Source organism: Streptomyces sp. EDA2-14, from assembly GCF_054963755.1.
Window position 1 is genome coordinate 294,011 of the sequence record NZ_JBUEGE010000005.1, and the last position, 16,190, is coordinate 310,200.

Here is a 16,190-nt window from a genome sequence, read left to right on the forward strand (position 1 = left end):
CGGAGTGCCGGTCAGGCGTCGACGACCAGGTCGTCTCGCGGAGTCGAACAGCACAGCAGGATCTTGTTGTTGGCGATCTCACGGGGGCGGATACCGCCCGCGTGACGCATGTCGACCTCGCCGGACAGGAGCGTGGTCTTGCAGGTGCCGCACACGCCCCGGGCGCATGAGGCGGGGAGGGTGATGCCCTCGCGTGCGGCCGCTGCCAGGACCGGTGTCTCGGCGTCGCACTCGATGGTGCGCCCGCTGCGGGCCAGTTGGACCTTGTAGCCGGTGCCGGGTCCGGTGCCGGAATCCGGCTCGGCCGCCACCGGCGTCTCGAAGGTGAAGCTCTCCTCGTGGTGGTGGGCCAGGTCGAAGCCCTCCGAGGTGAGCATGGCGCGGACCGCCGCCATGTAGCCGGCGGGGCCGCACGTGAACACCTCCCGTTCCGTGAAGTCGGGGGCCACGGCCCGCAGCACCCGCGCGTTGAGCTGCTCGCCGTGGTCGTCGAGGACGTGTCGCACGCGGAAGTTGGGGGCGACGGCCGTGATGAAGTCGAGTTCCTGGCGGAAGATGATGTCGTCGAAGGTGCGGGCGCTGTGCACGAGGACGACGTCCACGGGGTGGGCCAGGTCGTACAGCGTGCGGGTCATCGACATCAGCGGGGTGACACCACTGCCCGCCGACAGGAACAGGTACTTGGCGGCCGGGTGCTGGTTGACCGTGAACCGCCCGAGCGGGCCGCGCGCCCACACCGTGCCGCCGGGCGCCAGGTGGTCGTGGAGCCAGTTCGACACCGTCCCGCCGGGGACGCGTTTGACCGTGATGGTGGCGAGGTCGGGGCGGGTGGGAGCCGAGGAGATGGTGTAGCAGCGCTCGACCGGCGCGCCCTCGATGTCGAGGCAGAGGGTGAGGAACTGGCCGGGGTCGTGCCGGAAGAGACGGGGTTCGGTGGGGGCGAGGACGAAGGTCTTCACGTCCGCCGTCACATCATGGACCTGCTGGCACACCAGCAGGCCGTCGGACCAGGCGGGCGGTGCTCCCGCCGCCGTCAGTGTCGCTGTCGTCACGGTCCCTCCAGGTGCGCCTTGAGCCGGGTGATGTACCAGTTCACGAAGTCCTCGACCTGGGATTCGGTCGGGCTGTAGGGACCCGGTACGTACGCGGGGCTGCCGATGCCCCGTTGGGCCCTGGCGACGAAGACCGCGTCCTGTTCGTTGGTGGCGGCCCAGACCCCGGTCAGGGTGTCGAGGTCGTAGTCGATGCCCTCCTCGGCGTCCGCGTGCACGAGCCACGTGGTGCGCACCAGGGTGCGGTCGGCCGCGAGCGGGACGACGGAGAACAGGACCGCGTGGTCGGCCGAGAAGTGGAACCAGGCGTTGGGCTGCAGGTGGAGGCCGAGGTGGCCGAGCCGGGCCGTCGGGAAGTCGGCGAGCAACCGCCGTACGGCTGCCTTGCCGTCGGGGGTGAAGGACTCCCCAGCGAGGTCGAGCGGTTCGCGCTGGATGCGGAACCCGGTGGGGCGTGTGTCGAGTTCCTCGATGGTGGCATGGGGCAGGCCCAGTGACTCGTATGTGGCCCGTGCCTCGGCGTCGGCCTTCTGGAAGCGCTCGAAGGTGGCCCGCATGCCCGGCGGCACCTCGTCCTCGGTGAAGTTGTAGAGCGGGAAGTAGCAGCGCTGGAGCTCGGGGTGGCCCGCGCAGTGGTAGCACTCCCGGTTGTTCTCCATCGTGAGCTTCCAGTTGCCGTGCTCGACGAGGTCGATCTGCCGTGCCACCTTGGCGCGGGCCAGGTTGTGCGGCGCGAGGTAGGGCTCGACACGGGAGGCGAACTCGTCGAAGTCGGCAGGGGGTTCGGCGGCGAGGGAGAGGAACACGAGCCCGGCGACCGCGCGGACGTGGACGGAGCGCAGGGCGAAGCAGGAGCGGTCGAAGTCCGGTGGCTGCGATTCGGCGTGCAGCAAGGTGCCGTCGACGCCGTACGTCCAGTGGTGGTAGCCGCAGACGATGTTGCCGACCGAGCCGCGCTCGTCGTTGAGGATGCGGGCGCCCCGGTGGCGGCACACGTTGTGGAAGGCGCGGACCTCCTCGTCGTCGTCGCGGACGACGATGACGGAGTACCGGCCGACGGTGACGGTGATGTAGTCGCCCGGTTCGGGGAGTTCCGCCTCCGCCGCCACGAAGATCCAGCTGCGGGCGAAGACGGCGTCCACATCGAGGTCGTAGAACAATTCGCTGGTGTAGAAGGGGGCTTCGAGGCTGTGGCCGAGGGAGCGGCGGGCGACGAGTTCGGCGGGGTCGGTGCCGGAGCGGGCGGTGTCGGAGGCGTGAACGGTCATGGTGTCTCTCCGAGGCTCGTCAGACGGGCAGGCACAGGCGCAGCGCGTCGTACACGGCGGCGTGAATGTTGCGGCTGGTGACCGCGTCCCCTATGCGGAACAGCTGGTAGCGGCCCGCCGCGTTGCGGACGACGGTCTGCTGCTCGCGGGCGAGGAGGGCCCGGTGGTCGACCTCGCCGAGGTTGCGCGAGTCGGGCAGCAGGTCGGTGTACAGCTCGTCGTTGGGGAGGGTGCCGTGCTCGACGACGACGTGGTCCACGACGCGTTCGGTCTCGGTGCCGGTGTACTCGCTGAACAGGGTCGCCACGAGTCGTCCGGCGCCGCTCCGGCGCGCGGAGCGCAGCCGCCGGGCGAGCGTGACGGTGACGTCGTGCTCCGTGAACGCCCGCAGGTACGCCGGTGAGTTCATGCTGCCGACGTCGGGCGCGAGGGTGCGTTCCGGTGTCACGTACTCCAGGCGGACGCCGTGTGTGGCGAGGAGTTCGGCGGCGTCCATGGCCGGGTAGCCGCCGTGGTCGTCGTAGACCAGGACCTCGCTGCCGGGGCGCGGGCGCAGGGAGCCGGACATCACGTCCCAGGTGTCCGCGACGAGCCCCTCCCCCGCGGTGAGGAAGGTGCGGTTGGGCAGTCCGCCGGTGGCGACGAGCACGAGGTCGGGGTGTTCGGCGAGCACGTCCGCCGCCTCGGCGTACGTGCCGAGGCGCAGGTCGACGCCGAGGTGCTTGCACTCGGCGATCCGCCAGTCGACGATGCCGAGCAGGTCGTGGCGGCGGGGGTTCTGCGCGGCGAGCCGGATCTGCCCGCCCGCCTGGTCACCGGCCTCGAACAGCACGACGTCGTGGCCGCGCTCGCCGAGGACGCGGGCGGCCTCGAGTCCCGCGGGCCCCGCGCCGACGACAACGGCCCTGCGGCGTGGTCCCGTTGAGGTCGGAACGGTGTGCGGGATCTGGAGTTCGCGGCCGGTGGCCGGGTTGTGGACGCACTTGGTGTCCCCGGAGTCGTAGATCGCGTCGAGGCAGTAACTCGCCCCGACGCAGGGGCGGATGCGGTCCTCGTCCCCTGCGGTGATCTTGGCGACGAGGTGCGGGTCGGCGATCTGCGCCCGGGTCATGCCGACGAGGTCGAGGAGCCCTTCGCGCAGGGCATGCCGGGCGGTGGCGGGGTCGGCGATGCGGGCGGCGTGCATGACGGGGATGTCGAGTCGGCGGCGTATCTCGCCGGTGAAGTCGAGGAACGGGCCGAGCGGGGTCCCCATGGAGGGGATGGTCCGGGAGAGCGAGGCGTCGGACTCGATGGTGCCGCGGATGGCGCTGACGAAGTCGATGCCGTCGGCGCTGAACTGCTCGGCGGCGGCGAGTCCTTCGTCGAAGGTGAGGCCGCCGGGGAGGGCCTCGTCCAGGGCCATGCGGATGCCGACGACGAACTCGGGTCCGACGGCCTCGCGCACCGCGCGGATCACCCGGCGCGGGAAGGCCGTACGGTGCTCCAGGTCGCCGCCGTACGCGTCGTCGCGATGGTTGGTCGCCGGGGAGAGGAAGCCGTCGAAGAAGTGGCCGTAGGACTGCAGCTCGATGCCGTCCAGGCCGCCCTCCTTGCAGCGCGCCGCCGCGGCCGCGTAGTCGGCGACGATGCGGTCCAGGTCCCAGTCCTCCGCGGTCTTGGGGAACGCGCGGTGGGCCGGCTCGCGCAGCGGGGAGGCGGCCACGACCGGCAGCCAGTCCCCCGTGTAGTTGCTGGTGCGGCGCCCGAGATGGGTGACCTGGCACATGACGGCCGCGCCCGCCTCGTGCACGTCGTCGGCGAGGCGGCGCAGCCACGGCACGATCTCGTCGCGGTAGAGCAGCAGATTGCCGAACGAGGGCGGGCTGTCCGGGGAGACGACCGCCGAACCGCCGATCATCGTGAGGCCGACGCCGCCGCGGGCCTTCTCCAAGTGGTAGGCGCGGTAGCGGTCCTTGGGCAGTCCGTCCTCGCCGAAGGCGGGCTCGTGGGACGTGCTGACCACTCGGTTGCGCAAGGTGAGGTGCTTCAACCGGAAGGGCTGGAGCAGGGGGTCCAGGTTCGTGTTCGGTGCGCGCACGACAGCTCCAAGGAAGGCAGGGAAGCTCTGTGGCCCGTACGTGTGAGATCCACGTGACGACGACGTCGACACGCCCTGTTTCGCGATACGAAACTCATACGCGATGCGAGACAAATGTGCGGCGCGCGTGGCTGCGGCGTCAACCCCTACCGCTGCGTAATCAGCCGCGCCGGATGTAGCCCTTGCGCCAGGAGATCTTCTCGCCCGCCGCCACCAGCTGTTCGGCCAGCCCGGAGATGGTGTGGTCGTTGATCCGGAACGTCGGACCGGACACGGTCACGGTGGCGACGACCTCGCCGTTCAGCGACCTGATGGGGGCGGACAGCGAGGCGAGCCCGATCTCCAGCTCCTCGCTGATGGCGCCGTACCCCAGCTCCCGGACGTTCTGCAGCTGCTCCTTCAGCAGCGCCGAGTCCGTGATCGTGTGCGGCGTGTACTCCTCCAGCGGCTGCTCGAGGATCTCAGCCGCCTCCGCCTGCGGCATGTGGGCGAGGAAGACCTTGCCCGCCGACGTGGCGTGCAGGGGCGTGCGCTTGCCGACCCAGTCGATGCTGGTGATCGCCGCATTGCCGAGCACCTGGTCGATGCTGATGACGGCCTCGCCGTCGTAGACCGCCACGTTCACGGTCTCGCCGACGGCCGCGGCCAGCTCCTGGCAGACCGGGCGGCTCAGCAGCGAGAGGTCGTTGCCCTTGGTCGCCCCGCCCGCCAGCTCGACCACCGTGTAGCCGATGCGGTAGCGGCCGCGCTCGCTGTCCTGCTCGACGAGGCCGCGCGACTCGAGCGTCGCCAGCAGCCGGAAGACGGTCGACTTGTGGATCCCGAGGGACTCGGCGATCTCGGTGACGCCGGACGGCCCCTGCACGGCCAGAACTTGGAGGATCGACACCGCACGGTCCACCGACTGGACCGACGTGTCCCGCGCACGACCTTTGCTGCTCATACGGGGAGCCTATCCAGGAAGTGCCTGCGCACACCGGTCGCCGTCGCGGCGGGGCGGCTCCGCGGGCTCAGCCCCGCTTGACCTGACCCCGCCGCCAGGAGATCCGCGCGGCCGCCGCCACGAGCTGCCCGGCCAGGGCGGGGGCGGTGTCCTCGCGGATCCGGAAGGCGGGCCCGGCGAGGGTCACGGCGGCGACGACCGTGTCGTCGAGGGCGCGGACGGGTGCGGCGAGGGCGACCAGACCGATCTCGTACTCCTCCGACGAGACGGCGTAGCCCCGCTCGCGCACCGTGGCGAGATCCTTCGCGAGATGCGCCCTGCGGGTGATGGTCCGGGCGGTGTACCGCTCCAGGCGTTTCCCGCGCGGCAGCTCCGCGGGCAGCCGGCCGTGCCGGTCGGGGGCCGGGTGGGCGAGGAAGATCTTGCCCGCGGCGGTGGCGTGCAGCGGGCAGCGCCTGCCGACCCAGTCGACGCTGGCGATCGACGCCTCCCCGGCGACCTGTCCGACGGTGACCACGTCGCGGCCCTCGCGGACGGAGACGCTCACGGACTCGCCGGCGGACAGCGCCAGCTCCTGACAGACGGGGCGGCCGACGAGGAACAGGTCGGTGTTCTTCGCGGCCGCCGCGGCGAGTTCGGTGAGCGGGTGGCCGATGCGGTACCGGCCCCGGCCCGCGCCCTGTTCGACCAGGCCGCGCCCCTCCAGGGTGGCGAGCAACCGGAAGACGGTCGTCTTGTGCACACCGAGCTGAGCGGCGATCTCGGTGACGCCGCACGGTCCTCGGACGGCCAGGATCTGCAGCACCGACACCGCGCGGTCGACGGACTGGACGGCACGGTCACGCTCTCGCCCCCGGCTGCCGGTCGTCACCACAGCACCCCCAGCTCTCCGCCTCGGCGGCCCAACTCGCCGACCGTAGACGTTAATTCGCGATTGCCCGGATGCAAGAGCCTTGACGTGCCGTCGCGACCAACGGCATCGTCACACCGTACTGCACATCTGTTGCGCAATGCGAAACACCAGCCCGGACTTGTTCCAACCGCCCCGCGCGGACCCCTGGAGGTGGGGCACGGTGATAGAAGCTGCACGACTCAACAAGGTCTTCGAGACCGACGACAACACGGTGCACGCGGTGCGCGACGTGTCCTTCACCGTGGAACCCGGCGAACTCTTCGTCGTCATGGGCCTGTCCGGGTCCGGGAAGTCGACCTTGCTCCGGATGCTCAACCGGCTCGTCGAGCCGACGTCGGGCGAACTGAGCGTGGACGGGCGGGACTTGCTGGCGATGGACCACGCGGAACTGCGCGAGCTGCGCAACCGCAAGGTCAACATGATCTTTCAGCACTTCGCGCTCTTCCCGCACCGTACGGTCCGCGAGAACGCCGCGTACGGCATCCGGCTGCGCGGCGGCACCGCCGCCGAGCGGCAGGAGCGGTCCGACTGGGCGCTGCGCACCGTCGGCCTCGCCGAGTGGGCCGACTCCTACCCCAGCGCGCTCTCCGGCGGCATGCGCCAGCGCGTCGGCCTGGCCCGCGCGCTCGCCACGGACGCCGAAGTCATGCTCATGGACGAGCCGTTCAGCGCGCTGGACCCGCTGATCCGTCGGGACATGCAGGACCTGCTTCTTGGCCTTCAGAGGGACCTGCGCCGCACCATCGTCTTCGTCACGCACGACCTCAACGAGGCGATGCGGCTCGGCGACCGGATCATGGTCATGCGCGACGGCGGCGTCGTCCAGCTCGGCACCGCGGGCGACATCCTCGACTCCCCCGCCGACGCCTACGTCCGCGACTTCGTCTCCGACGTCGACCGCTCCCGCGTCCTGACCGCCCGTACCGTGATGCGTCAACCGCTGACGACGGCCCGCGTCGGCGACGATCCGCGCGACGTCCTGCGCACCCTGGCGGACATCGAGGCCGGCGCCGTCTATGTCCTCGACGACGCCGGGCTCATCGTCGGCGTGGCCCACGACGACGCGATCGCACGGGCCGCCGACGCGGGGCACGCCTCCCTGGGCGACAGCCCCGAATGCCTGATGGACACGTACGGGCGGGCCGGTCCCGACACGCTGCTCGTCGACCTGTTCGCGGATGCCGGCCGGTACTCCGTGCCGCTGGCCGTGACCGACGACGACGGGCGGCTGCTCGGCGTACTCCCCCGCGCGGCCCTGCTCACCGCCCTGTCCGTCCCGAAGTCGCCCAACTCGGCTCAGGGACAGGGACGTTCTGAAGATCCAGGCAGCGCACAGGAGGAGGTGGCCGATGCTGTTCAGCGTTGACCTCGGCACCCCGGTCAGCAAGGCCGTGGACTGGCTGACCGAGAATCTCGGCGGTCTCTTCGACGCCGTCACGTCCGTGATGACGTCCCTCGTCAACGCGGTCCTGTTCGTGCTGACCGCGCCGCACATGCTCGTCATCATCGTGGTGTTCACGGTCCTCGCGTACTTCGCCCGCGGCTGGCTCTTCGCCGCGTTCACCCTGGCCTCGTTCCTGCTGATCCAGGGCATGGGGCTGTGGACCGCGGCGATGCAGACGCTCGCCGTCGTCGTGGTCGCGTCGGTCTTCGCGGTGGTCATCGGGGTGCCGATCGGCATCTGGGCGGCCCGCAGCCCGCTGACCAGCGCCCTGGTCCGGCCGGTTCTGGACTTCCTGCAGACGCTGCCGGTGTTCGTCTACCTGATCCCGGCCGTCTTCTTCTTCGGCATCGGGCTCGTCCCCGGCGTCGTCGCCACCATCGCCTTCGCCGTCGCACCCGCCGTACGCCTCACCGAACTGGGCATCCGGCAGGTCGACAAAGAAGTCGTCGAAGCCGCGCACGCCTTCGGCGCACGGCCGGGCCAGATCCTGCGCGGCGTCCAACTCCCGCTGGCCCTGCCCTCGATCATGGCCGGCATCAACCAGGTCATCATGCTCGCACTGTCCATGGTCGTCATCGCCGGCATGGTCGGCGCGGCAGGCCTGGGCACCGTCGTCGTACGCGGCATCAGCCAGCTCGACATCGGGATCGGCTTCCAGGGCGGACTCGCCGTGGTCTTCCTCGCGATCTTCCTCGACCGCGTCACGAGCGCCCTCGCGGCGCCCCGCGGCCGGCGCCGCTCGCTCCGCAGGCGTACGGGCACGCCCGCGGGCGCCGACGCGGAGAAGTCGCCCTCCCCCGCCCCCTCCACCACTCCGGTTTCCGCGTGACGACAGGAGAACCAGCCATGATCCGCAATCGACGCCGCCGTACCACCTACCTCTTCGGCAGTACCGCCGCCGCGCTCACCCTGCTCGCCACCGCCGCGTGCAGTGGAAACACCTCGTCGGTCGAGGGAGGCTCGGACGACGACAGCAGCGGCTCGAAGACGGTCAAGCTGGCCTACGTCGCCGGGTGGGACGAGGGGGTCTCGGCGACCTTCCTGTGGAAGCAGATCCTGGAGGACAAGGGGTACAAGGTCGAGACCCGCGACCTCGACGTCGCCAGCACCTACACCGGTATCGCCAACAAGCAGGTCGACGTCTATCTGGACGCCTGGCTGCCGGTCACCCACGCGAACTACTGGAAGAAGCTCGGCCCCAAGATGGAGAAGGTCGGCACCTGGTACGAGCCCGCCGACCTCAACCTGACCGTTCCCAAGTACGTCAAGGACGTCAACACCATCGAGGACCTCAAGGGGAAGTCCGGTGAGTTCGGCGGCAAGATCGTCGGCATCGAGGCGGGCTCCGGCCTGATGCGCCTGACCCGGTCCAACGTGCTCCCGGACTACGGCCTCAAGAACGAGTACGAGCTGGCCGAGTCCAGCACGTCCGCCATGCTCTCCGCGCTGCAGAAGTCGATCAACAACAAGAAGCCGGTCGTGGTCACGCTGTGGCGGCCGCACTGGGCGTACACCAAGATGCCGCTGAAGGTCCTCAAGGACACCAAGAAGGCCTACGGCAAGCCCGACCAGGTGCAGATCGTCGCCTCCAAGGGCTACTCGAAGGCGAACCCGAAGGTCGCGGGCTGGCTCAAGAACTTCCATCTGACGAGCCAGCAGCTGGGCAGCCTCGAACTCCTCCTCCAGAAGAAGGGCACAGGGAACGAGCAGGCCGCGGCGAAGGAGTGGATCGCGGGCAACAAGCAGTTGGTGGACAGCTGGCTGAAGTGACCTCGGAGTCTTTCGGGGAATCGGGTTCAGCCGGTGGCGAGTGACACCTCGGTCGCCTTGATCAGCGCGGTGACCGGGGTGCCGGCCGTCAGTCCGAGGTCGGCGACGGCCTCCTTGGTGATGGCGGCGGTCAGTTCGCCACCCTCGACCGTGACCTTCACCGAGGCCATCGCGGCGCCCTCGGCGATGTCGCGTACGGTGCCGGGCAGCCGGTTGCGGATGGAAAGACCGTCCACCGCGCCCGTCGCGAGCGACACCTCCGTGGACTTGACCAGCGCGTTCACGGCGGAGCCCTCGGCGATGCCGAGTTCCTTCACGGCGTCCACCGTGATGGCCGATGTGAGGTGCTGACCGCCGTCGAGACGGACCTTGACCGATGCCATGGCCTCGCCGGCGGTGACCGCGGTGACGGTGCCGGGGATCTGGTTGCGAATACTCAGGCTCATGGGAACGCCTCACTGGGATGGGCCGAAATGCCGGTTCTCCGGCATTCTGTACGGCTCACCGTAGTCTTGATCGGCGTTGCCGGTTCCGAGCGTGTCGCAGGTACCAGGGGTGGCGCGGCAACGGGGTGACCGTAAGCGGAACCACGCCTGCTTGATCTTTCGTCCCCCCTGGGACAGGCGATGCCCAAGGGGGCGTGCACGGCACGGCGAGGGAGACGACGGTGTGGGTGGCGATGTGTCTCGTGGCGGGTGTCGCCGTCTTCGGGTTCGGCGTCCGTGAGGCCGTGGTCCAGTACCGGATCCAGCGCGACGGGATACGTACCAAGGGCCTGGTGGTCCGTCACCACAGGAGCGACGCCGGAAGACAGGGTGGCGGGCCCGTCCACTTCGCAGTGGTCGAATTCGTCGACACGCGGGGCGGCCGGCACACGTTCCAGGCCGGTTCGTCCGGGGTCAAGGGGCTGCCCGTGGGCGGCGCGGCCCCGGTCCGCTACCTGCCCGACAGCCCCAAGGACGCACGCATCGACCTCGCCGCACGACGGGTCGCGGAGTTCACGTCGCTGCTCGTGGGCGGCGCCCTGTTCACGGGCATCGGAATCTGGCTGCTCGCCACGGGCCGTTGACCGCCCGGGTCAGCGCCCCTCGCGCAGCCGAAGCAGATACGTGGCCGTCAACGCCACCGCGCGATCCTCATCCCCCACCAACTGGACAAGCGCCCGCTCCGCCGTCACCCCCGGAATCCCCGCAAGCGCCTGAGTAAGCCGCCCACGGGCGGGGGCTTCGGTCGTGGGGCGGGCGAGCCGTTCGACGATCCCTGCGGCAATGCGCTCCGCAGCCGCGGGGCCGTCGGCGGAGGGGGAGTCGCTTGCGGGCGCGGAGTGGCCCGCCGACGGGCAGTCGGCCGCCGAAGCGGAATCACTCGCTGACACGGCTCCCCTCCCGGACGCGGATCCGCCTGTGGAGGCCGAGTCCCTCCCGGACGAGGAGCGGCTCGCGGACGCGGGGTCTCGAGCCGAACGGGGCTCACGCGCGGAAGCGGCGAGGCCCGCTGACGCGGAACCACTCGCAGACGAAGAGTCGCTGTCGGGACCGGGCTCCCCCGCAGACGCAGAGCCGCTCACGGACAGGGGCTCCCCCGCGTACACGGCATCACCCGCGGACCGGGGCCCGCCGGCGGACCGGGGCCCGCCAGCGGAGGCGGGCTCGCTCGCCGTCTCGGAGCCGCTCGCCGACATCGGGTCACTCGCGAAGGCGGACCCGTTCGCCGACATCGAAGCATTCGCGAAGGCGGACCCGTTCGCCGACATCGGATCACTCTCGGAGGCGGACCCGTTCGCCGACATCGGATCACTCTCGGAGGCGGACCCGTTCGCCAGCGCGCTCAACGCGTCCGCCGCGTCCGTGTCGTTGTGGCCGGACGCGATCATGTCGATCAACTCCGGTACCGCGTCGGGTGCTCCGCGGTTTCCGAGGGCCACGGCGGCCCTGGCACGGACCGCGGGGTCGGGGTGGTCCAGGGCGTGGCGGAGTTCTGCGGTGGCGTCGGGGCCGGGAAGTTCGGCGAGGCATTGGGCGGCGCGTTCGCGGACGGGGGCTTCCGGCGAGTCCAGCGCCCGCGTCAGCAGGGGAACGCTGTCGTCGCCCGAGCGCACCAGCGCCCAGCGGAGGGCTCCGGCCACGTTCGTGTCCGTCTCGGACAGCACCGCCTCCACCAGTGCCTCCACCGGTACCGGGCCCTGATCGGGCGGGGAGAGGGCCGCGCGTTGGCGGGCGTCCGCGCTCTTCGAGCTCAGCGCCTGCAGCAGCGCGACCACCTGGAGGACGTCCTCCCAGCCGGCGGGGTCCGCGGCGTCGATCCGGTTCAGCCGCGTCAGCAACTCGGTCTCGGCCGCGATGCGTTCGCGCGTCTGCCGGATCAGATCGCCGACGAGCGCCGCGGGCGTGAAGCCCGGTTCGTCGAGCGCCCGCCCGATCTCGCGCAGCGAGAGCCCCAGCGAACGCAGGCTCTCGATGTGGAAGATCCGCCGGATGTCGTCGCCCGAGTACTCCCGATAGCCGGAGCCCGTGCGTTCCGAAGGCCGCACCAGGCCCAGCGACTCGTAATGCCGGAGCATGCGGGCACTGACCCCGGACCTCCGCGCCACCTCACCGATCAGCACACTTCATCGTCCACCACGGGAGCACCGCCCAGCGCCACGACGCGCTTGGCCTCCTCGATCGCGAAGCCGAACCCGGTGTCCGGGTCGCGCAGCACCCGTTGCGTGGCGAGCGCGTGTGCGCGTACGTCCGGGTCTGGGGCGGTCGCCGCGGTGCGCAGCGCGGGCGTCGCGACGTCGCCGAGGTCGACCAGGGCGCGGCCCAGGCTGAGCTGTGTCTCGCGTCCGCCGCGACCGAGCTGCGTCGCGAGTACCTCGGCCAAGGTGCCCTTCCGCTCCTCGTCGGGTACGAGCACGACGGCGGCCCGCCAGGCACTGCGGGCCACCTCGTCGTCGGGGTCCGTGAGCAGCTCCCGCGTGATCACCGGCCAGGCACCGCGGTCCCCGATCTTGGAGAGCGTGTGCAGCGCCTGGCTCCGTGCCTGCGGCCGCCCCGAGCGCACCTCGCCCTGCAGTGCGGGGAGCGTCAGGGCCGCCGGGTGCCGGGTGAGCGCCCAGGTCAGCATGTCGCGCACGAAGAACTCGGGCTCGACCGCGCACCGTTCGACGAGCGTGCCGACGAACCGTGCGTCCGGCGCCGAGCCGACCTCCAACGCGGCCCGCAGCCGTACGGACGCGTTCTTGTCCGCCAGCCCCCGCAGTGCGCGCAAGGTCTCCGTGTCCTGCCCAGTGATCATGATCGGGACCACCTCCTCGGCAAGCAGTGAAGACCTTGTCACCGTGTCAAGGTCAAACGCGCAGCGGCGGAACCGCCGGAACCTCTATGGCGTTCTCGATGTCGGCCTCCGTGAGCTTGAAGGCCTCGGGGTAGGCGTCACGCCGGGTGCGGCGGTCGGGCTCGATCGTGCGCCAGGTGTAGAGGCACTCGGTGCACTGGAGGACGTCCCACACTCCGGGGACGGGGGACGTGGCGAGGTGGGTGACGGTGTCGGCGGGGCAGCGAGGGCACTCGGCGCCCTCAACCAGCTTTTCGTTCATGAGAGTTGGCCTTTCTAGGCAGGCACGTACGGGGGCAGGCACGTACGGGGGCAGGGGCGTACGGGTCAGTGGCGGGCGGCGATCAGGTCCTGGAGGCGCGTCGCCCATGCGGCCGTCTCGGGCAGGTCCTTGGCCGGCGTGGAGAAGTTGCCGCGGACGTCGGGTGCCACCGGCGTCGTCGCGTCGATGATCATCTTGCTGGTGATGCCCGCGGGCTGGGCGGCGGGCGCGAGTTCGAGGACGGACAGGTTCGGGATGACGACGACGTCGTCCTTCGGGTTGACCTTCGCCGACATCGCCCACATCACCTGCGGCAGGTTGAACGGGTCCACGTCCTCGTCGACGACGATCACCTGGGCCACGTACCCGAGTCCGTGCGGCGTCGTCATCGCGCGCATACCGACGGCCTTGGCGAAGCCTCCGTACCGCTTCTTCGTCGAGATGACCACCATCAGGCCGTGCGTGTACATGGCGTTGACGGCCTGCACCTCGGGGAACTCGGCGCGCAGCTGCTTGAGCAGCGGCACACAGGTGTTGGGGCCTACGAGATAGTCGCACTCGGTCCACGGCATGCCGAGGTAGAGGGACTCGAAGACCGGGTTCGTGCGGTACGAGACGCGGTCGACGCGGATGACGGGCATCCGGCGGCCGCCCGAGTAGTGACCGGTGAACTCACCGAAGGGGCCCTCGATCTGCCGCTTGCGCGACTCGATGACACCCTCGATGACGACCTCGCTGCCCCACGGCACGTCGAAGCCGGTGAGCGGCGCGGTGGCGATCGGGGCGGGCGCCCCGCGCAGCGCGCCCGCCATCTCGTACTCGCTCTGGTCGTACGCCATCGGCATGCCGGCGACGATCGCCATCACGGGGTCGTTGCCGAGGGTGATGGCGATGGGGAGGTCCTCGCCGACCTCCTCGGCCTTGCGCAGGTGCTGGGCGACGTCGTGCATGGGGACGGGCTGGAAGGCGAGGCGGTCGCGCCCGATGACCTCGATGCGGTACGTGCCGACGTTCTGCTTGCCGAAGTTGTCCGGGTCCTCCGGGTCGCGGGAGACGACGGCGGCCTTGTCGAGGTAGAAGCCGCCGTCGCCGTCGTTGAGGCGGAACAGCGGAAGGACGGAGAACAGGTCGACGTCACCGCCCTCCAGGGTGTTCTCGCGCCACGGCGCGTCCTCGCGGCGTTCGGGCGCGACGGGGAAGGCGTCCCAGCGCCGTGCGAATTCCTCGACCTGCTCCTTGACGGGGGTGTTCTTCGGGAGTCCGAGGGCGAGGGCGTGGTTGGCCCAGGAGCCGTGCACGTTCAGCGCGATCCGGGCGTCGGTGAAGCCCTTGACGTTGTCGAACCAGAGGGCGGGCGCGTTCTCGCCGATGCGGCCCGTCGCGTTGGCGGCGGCCGCGAGATCCGGCTCGGGCAGCACCTCGTCGGAGATGCGCAGCAGCTGGCCCTCCTTCTCCAGGGTGCCGAGGAAGCTGCGCAGGTCGTCATAGGGCATGGGTAACTCCTGAATTCTGTACGGGCGTTGCGGAGTCGACCGCCGCGCGGGCGGTGCGGGCGGCACGGGCGGCGCGCATGCCGGCCCAGCGCTCGGCGGCCGGGGCGGGCAGGTCGAACTGGTCGAGGACGCGGGCCACGATGTGGTCGACGATGTCGTCGATCGTCCGCGGGTTGTTGTAGAAGGCGGGCATGGGCGGCACCAACTGCACGCCCATGCGGGAGAGTTCGAGCATGTTCCGCAGATGGATCTCGCTCAGCGGTGTCTCGCGCGGGACGAGGACGAGCTTGCGGCGCTCCTTGAGGACGACGTCGGCGGCCCGGGCCACGAGACCGTCGGCGTACCCGGCGCTGATGCCGGCGAGGGTCTTCATCGAGCACGGCACGATGACCATGCCGTCGGTGCGGAACGAGCCGGAGGAGATGGTGGCGCCCTGGTCGTCGGGGTGATGGCTGACATCGGCGAGCGCGGACACCTCCGCGACGGAGAGTCCCGTCTCCAGCTCGATCGTGGTGCGCGCCCAGCGGGAGAGCACAAGATGTGTCTCCACGTCCGGCAGCTCGCGCAGACACTCCAGCAACCGGACACCGAACGGAGCACCCGTCGCCCCGGTCATCCCCACGACCAATCGCACAGGATCCTCCTCACACGTCGCTGACCTGTGCTTTCACGCTAGGCGGCGGGACGGGGGCGGCAGCGGTACGCTCGGGACTCACGATGGGGAAAAACAGACACATCACGAGCGCGGGCCGCGATCCGCGCCCCGACGTCCGGGATCTCGAGTACACGCCGAACGTCGGCGCGCCGACCGGTCTGGAGGTGGAGGAGCTGGCCGATCTGCACGGCCGCTCGCTGCGCCACGGCAACGATCCGTACGCGCCGCTGCGCCCCGCCTTCCACCAGTTGATCGGCGCGCGCGAGCGCCCGTTGCAGGTGGCCGTGGACTTCGTCGAGTACGAGCTGCGGCCCGGTTCGTGGCTGTGGATCCGGCCGGGGCAGGTGCAGCGCTTCGGCCCGGACCTGGTGTCGGCGGACGGTGTGGACATCGTCTTCAAGGCGGGCTTTCTGCCGCCCGCGATCGTCTCGGCCGCGCACATGGACCCGCCGTACGAGCAGCGGCCGCTGACACCGCGCGGACCGGACGTGGAGGGGGTACGGCGGGCCCTCGACCACCTCACGTACGAGTACGGGGCGATGGCCTCGCTCCCCCTCGGGTCGCACACCGAGGTGCTGCGCGCGCTGCTCTCGGTCCTGATGCTGCGCCTGGCGAAGGTGCGCGACCCGGCGCCGGGCCCCGCCGTGGCGTCCAGCACCTTCCACCGCTTCCACGCGGCCGTGGAGCGCGACCACGCGGTGACCCGCCGCGTGGAGGACTACGCGGCGGCTCTCGGCTACAGCCCCCGCACCCTGACCCGCGCCGCCCACGCCGCGACGGGCCGCACCGCGAAGCAGTACATCGACGACCGGGTCCTCCTGGAGGCCAAACGCCTCCTGTGGCACAGCGGCCTGCCGTCGAAGGAGGTGGCGGACCACCTCGGCTTCGACGACCCCAGCGACTTCACGAAGTTCTTCCGGCTGCGGACGGGGGTGACACCGGGGATGTTCCGGACGGGTACGTGAGGGGTGACGGCACGCTGGGTGACAGTT

General features: G+C 70.5%; 15 protein-coding genes and 2 pseudogenes. 5 read left to right on the top strand and 12 right to left on the bottom strand.

The window, feature by feature from the left end; translation table 11 throughout:
- Positions 1-11: 11 nt before the first annotated feature.
- From ACY34M_RS16870 to ACY34M_RS16890, 5 genes are all read right to left on the bottom strand, one after another.
- On the bottom strand, positions 12-1,052 hold the full coding sequence (locus ACY34M_RS16870; RefSeq protein WP_462716943.1) for an FAD-binding oxidoreductase: 1,041 nt from the start codon (positions 1,050-1,052) through the stop codon (positions 12-14).
- Positions 1,049-2,320, bottom strand: coding sequence for an aromatic ring-hydroxylating oxygenase subunit alpha (locus tag ACY34M_RS16875; protein WP_462716942.1), 1,272 nt, complete (start codon positions 2,318-2,320; stop codon positions 1,049-1,051). The genes ACY34M_RS16870 and ACY34M_RS16875 overlap by 4 nt, the downstream gene beginning before the upstream one ends.
- Positions 2,321-2,339: 19 nt before the next feature.
- On the bottom strand, positions 2,340-4,400 hold the full coding sequence (locus ACY34M_RS16880) for an oxidoreductase (protein WP_462716941.1): 2,061 nt from the start codon (positions 4,398-4,400) through the stop codon (positions 2,340-2,342).
- Between the two features lie 160 nt (positions 4,401-4,560).
- Positions 4,561-5,343, bottom strand: coding sequence for an IclR family transcriptional regulator (locus ACY34M_RS16885; protein WP_462716940.1), 783 nt, complete (start codon positions 5,341-5,343; stop codon positions 4,561-4,563).
- 67 nt (positions 5,344-5,410) lie between these two features.
- Complete coding sequence (locus tag ACY34M_RS16890) at positions 5,411-6,214, bottom strand: IclR family transcriptional regulator (protein WP_462716939.1); 804 nt, start codon at positions 6,212-6,214, stop codon at positions 5,411-5,413.
- A gap of 202 nt (positions 6,215-6,416) precedes the next feature.
- Here ACY34M_RS16890 and ACY34M_RS16895 point away from each other — a divergent pair, with 202 nt between their 5' ends.
- The 3 genes from ACY34M_RS16895 to ACY34M_RS16905 are packed head-to-tail and all read left to right on the top strand — an operon-like array spanning position 6,417 to position 9,470.
- Positions 6,417-7,622 carry a quaternary amine ABC transporter ATP-binding protein gene (locus ACY34M_RS16895; RefSeq protein WP_462716938.1) on the top strand — a complete coding sequence of 402 codons (1,206 nt, stop codon included), beginning with the start codon at positions 6,417-6,419 and terminating at the stop codon, positions 7,620-7,622.
- Complete coding sequence (locus tag ACY34M_RS16900; RefSeq protein ID WP_462716937.1) at positions 7,606-8,529, top strand: ABC transporter permease; 924 nt, start codon at positions 7,606-7,608, stop codon at positions 8,527-8,529. The genes ACY34M_RS16895 and ACY34M_RS16900 overlap by 17 nt, the downstream gene beginning before the upstream one ends.
- A gap of 17 nt (positions 8,530-8,546) precedes the next feature.
- Complete coding sequence (locus ACY34M_RS16905) at positions 8,547-9,470, top strand: glycine betaine ABC transporter substrate-binding protein (protein WP_462716936.1); 924 nt, start codon at positions 8,547-8,549, stop codon at positions 9,468-9,470.
- 26 nt (positions 9,471-9,496) lie between these two features.
- Here ACY34M_RS16905 and ACY34M_RS16910 read toward each other — a convergent pair whose 3' ends face one another.
- Complete coding sequence (locus ACY34M_RS16910; RefSeq protein ID WP_462716935.1) at positions 9,497-9,916, bottom strand: TOBE domain-containing protein; 420 nt, start codon at positions 9,914-9,916, stop codon at positions 9,497-9,499.
- A gap of 194 nt (positions 9,917-10,110) precedes the next feature.
- On the opposite strand from ACY34M_RS16910, the gene ACY34M_RS16915 reads away from it, so the two are divergent.
- Positions 10,111-10,539, top strand: coding sequence for a DUF3592 domain-containing protein (locus ACY34M_RS16915; protein ID WP_462716934.1), 429 nt, complete (start codon positions 10,111-10,113; stop codon positions 10,537-10,539).
- A gap of 9 nt (positions 10,540-10,548) precedes the next feature.
- Here the strand turns inward: ACY34M_RS16915 and ACY34M_RS16920 are convergent.
- From ACY34M_RS16920 to ACY34M_RS16945, 6 genes and pseudogenes are all read right to left on the bottom strand, one after another.
- A pseudogene (locus ACY34M_RS16920) lies at positions 10,549-10,755 on the bottom strand (MerR family transcriptional regulator); the annotation flags it as partial.
- Positions 10,756-11,271: 516 nt separating this feature from the next.
- A pseudogene (locus tag ACY34M_RS16925) lies at positions 11,272-12,075 on the bottom strand (HEAT repeat domain-containing protein); the annotation flags it as partial.
- A complete protein-coding gene (locus tag ACY34M_RS16930; protein WP_462716933.1) occupies positions 12,069-12,749 on the bottom strand; it encodes a HEAT repeat domain-containing protein in 681 nt (226 codons plus the stop codon). The gene ACY34M_RS16930 and the pseudogene ACY34M_RS16925, both read right to left, overlap by 7 nt.
- A 52-nt stretch (positions 12,750-12,801) precedes the next feature.
- On the bottom strand, positions 12,802-13,050 hold the full coding sequence (locus ACY34M_RS16935) for a non-oxidative hydroxyarylic acid decarboxylases subunit D (protein ID WP_462716932.1): 249 nt from the start codon (positions 13,048-13,050) through the stop codon (positions 12,802-12,804).
- Between the two features lie 65 nt (positions 13,051-13,115).
- Entirely contained in the window at positions 13,116-14,543 is a 1,428-nt protein-coding gene (locus tag ACY34M_RS16940) for a non-oxidative hydroxyarylic acid decarboxylases subunit C (protein WP_462716931.1), read from the bottom strand.
- A complete protein-coding gene (locus tag ACY34M_RS16945; protein ID WP_462716930.1) occupies positions 14,533-15,177 on the bottom strand; it encodes a non-oxidative hydroxyarylic acid decarboxylases subunit B in 645 nt (214 codons plus the stop codon). Before ACY34M_RS16945 ends, ACY34M_RS16940 begins: the two co-directional genes overlap by 11 nt.
- Positions 15,178-15,260: 83 nt before the next feature.
- Here ACY34M_RS16945 and ACY34M_RS16950 point away from each other — a divergent pair, with 83 nt between their 5' ends.
- Positions 15,261-16,163 (top strand): helix-turn-helix transcriptional regulator, encoded by a 903-nt coding sequence (locus ACY34M_RS16950; RefSeq protein ID WP_462716929.1) that lies wholly within the window; start codon positions 15,261-15,263, stop codon positions 16,161-16,163.
- Positions 16,164-16,190: the final 27 nt, after the last annotated feature.